This is a genomic window from Gilliamella sp. G0441, from assembly GCF_050589305.1.
In the GTDB taxonomy this organism is placed as follows: domain Bacteria; phylum Pseudomonadota; class Gammaproteobacteria; order Enterobacterales; family Orbaceae; genus Gilliamella.
In genome coordinates this window covers 1-2,649 of record NZ_JBNRJF010000026.1, presented here as the reverse complement: position 1 = coordinate 2,649, position 2,649 = coordinate 1, and the positions used below count along the sequence as shown (strand labels likewise).

At 45.3% G+C, this 2,649-nt stretch carries 2 protein-coding genes; both read left to right on the top strand.

The window, feature by feature from the left end:
- A partial coding sequence (locus ACKJXD_RS11820) for a ShlB/FhaC/HecB family hemolysin secretion/activation protein (protein ID WP_430876411.1) occupies window positions 1-919 on the top strand: 919 nt, incomplete at its 5' end.
- Window positions 920-1,089: 170 nt separating this feature from the next.
- The coding region (locus tag ACKJXD_RS11815) for a filamentous hemagglutinin N-terminal domain-containing protein (protein ID WP_430876410.1) at window positions 1,090-2,649 on the top strand (1,560 nt) is incomplete at its 3' end.

Below are 2,649 nucleotides of genomic sequence, written 5' to 3'. Positions count from 1 at the left end.
TGATGCTTTTTATGTCACCGGTGGTCGGGATTTAAGTGGCAAAAGTAAATATGGCTCACGGAATTTTCTGTTTTCTTACTCCGTCCCGTTTGGCTACTGGTTATTCAGTGCCTCGTTATCAGGGAATAAATACCATCAAACCGTCGCCGGACAACTCGTCGATTACAAATACAGTGGTCGCAGCCGTAATGCCAATTTCCAGTTAAGTCGGGTCATTCATCGAAATGAATCGCAAAAAACCACCCTTAATTATGGCATCACATTAAAGCAATCGCATAACTATATTGATGATAATGAAATTGAAATCCAGCGCCGAAAAACGACTTACTGGCAGCTGGGACTGCAACATCGTCATTATGTCAATGATATGGTTTTTGATGCCGGCGTCTCTTTCCAAAAAGGGGTACGATGGTTTAATGCCCAAAAGGCACCGGAAGAGTATGACCGAGAGGCCAATATCACTCCATTAGCGGAAATTATTTCCGTTAATTTCTCCTCCAACATTCCTTTTACACTGGGCTCACAACAGTTCCGGTATCGTCTGGATTATCAGGGACAATATACGCGCAAAGGGAATTTAACCTCACCTGACCAGTTTTCGATTGGCGGACGCTGGAGTGTACGTGGCTTTGATGGCGAGTTGACGCTAAAAGCTGACCGCGGTTGGTATGTCCGTAATGAGTTGTCATGGCAGGCACCATTAAATCATGAGCCGTATTTAGGGTTTGATACCGGCGAAGTATCCGGGGCAAAAAGTGAATATCTGTTAGGTCGGCATTTAACCGGTAGTGTGGTGGGGGTGCGTGGCAGTAACTTTGGCATGTACTATGACCTGTTTGCCGGCATGCCTGTTCGTAAGCCAAAAGGATTTAAAACTAATCCAATGACATTAGGCTTTTCGCTTAACTGGAGTTTTTAATCTTATTGCCTGACGTTGCAAATTTGGCGGAGTATTCCCGGACAACGTCAGCCAATAACTCACTCAAGAAAACATTAGCAAAACAACAATAGATTAACAGAAAAACAATAACATCATAAAACAATAATAAACAAAACAATTACAGTATAAGGTTATATAAGGGTATTAGCATGAATAAGGATTTATATCGGGTTATCTTTAATAAAAAACGTGGCATGCAGATGGTGGTGGCTGATATAGCAAAAACCCCTACCGGTCACGAAAAATCAACATCAGGTTTAGGTCAGACTTTATCTAAATCCGTGTTGGCAACATTAAAACCGGTTACCTTGCTGATGTCGATATCATTCGGGTTTGTCACCCTCTCTTTACCGGCACATGGCAGTCAAATTATTGCCGACCCGCAGGCAAAGAAAACGCAGCAGGCGCAAGTTATTCAGGCGGCGAATGGGGTCACACAGGTCAATATTCAGACGCCAAACAAAAAAGGGCTTTCTCATAATAAATACAAGCAGTTTGATGTTTCACAGCGTGGGGTGATTTTAAATAACAGCGGTAAAATCACTCAAACTCAGATTGGCGGTTATGTACAGGGTAATGAGTACTTAAAAACAGGCTCAGCAAAAATCATCTTAAACGAAGTCAACTCCCGTAACCCGAGCCAGTTAAATGGTGTCATTGAGGTTGCCGGTCAAAAAGCGCAGGTCATCATCGCCAATCCGTCCGGGATTAGCTGTCACGGGTGTGGTTTTATTAACGCAGACCGAAGCACACTCACCACAGGTAAACCGATAATAGACAACGGAGAGTTAACCGGTTATCAGGTTGAGCAGGGGCATATTTCGGTAGCCGGTAAAGGGCTCGACAGCACCGGACAAAGTTACACGGATTTAATTGCCCGTTCAGTGTCAATAAATTCGGCAGTATGGGCCAATGATTTAAATGTGGTGACCGGTCGTAATAAAGTCAGCCGCAATGCACAGACTATCACCCCGTTAGCGGAGGATAACAGTCCAAAACCAGAAGTGGCACTGGATGTGTCAGCACTGGGCGGGATGTATGCCGGTAAAATCCAGATGGTGGGCACCGAGAAAGGGGTTGGGGTTCGTAATGCCGGTGAATTAGGGAGCAGTAAAGGTCATTTTAGCCTGACAACGGAAGGTAAAATCGTCAATACCGGTACATGGGTCAGTCAGGGCAATATGACGGTTAAGGCAAAAGGTCGCATTACTAACGCCGGGTCAATCGGCAGTCAAGCCGGTCTTCAGGTCAGTACCACCGGTCAGGTAAGCAATAGCGGTAAGATACTGAGCAAGGAAAACTTAACGCTCAAAGCGACAGATAACATCCGTAATGCCGGGGTGATTAACAGTCAGACCAACTTACAGATTAACACCGGTGGAGACCTGAATAACTCAGGCAATATTCAGGCGCATGGTGATATCGCACTTGGCAGTGATAAAACGTTTAAACAGGAAGGTCGCATACTTTCCAAAAAGAATATTGTTGTGACGGCTAATGACATTGTCCAAACCGAATCCGGGTTAATGGCCAGTGGCGTGACCGCTGACGGTGAAGTGCCACTGGGTGGCGATTTAACCTTAAGGGCTGCGCAGCACATGCATTTACACGGTGCGGTGCAGGCGACAAAAAACGCGATCATCAGCGCGAAAGCCATTGACGGACAGGGGCTTAAGCTAAGCAGTGATACCTTAACATTAAATGCCCGT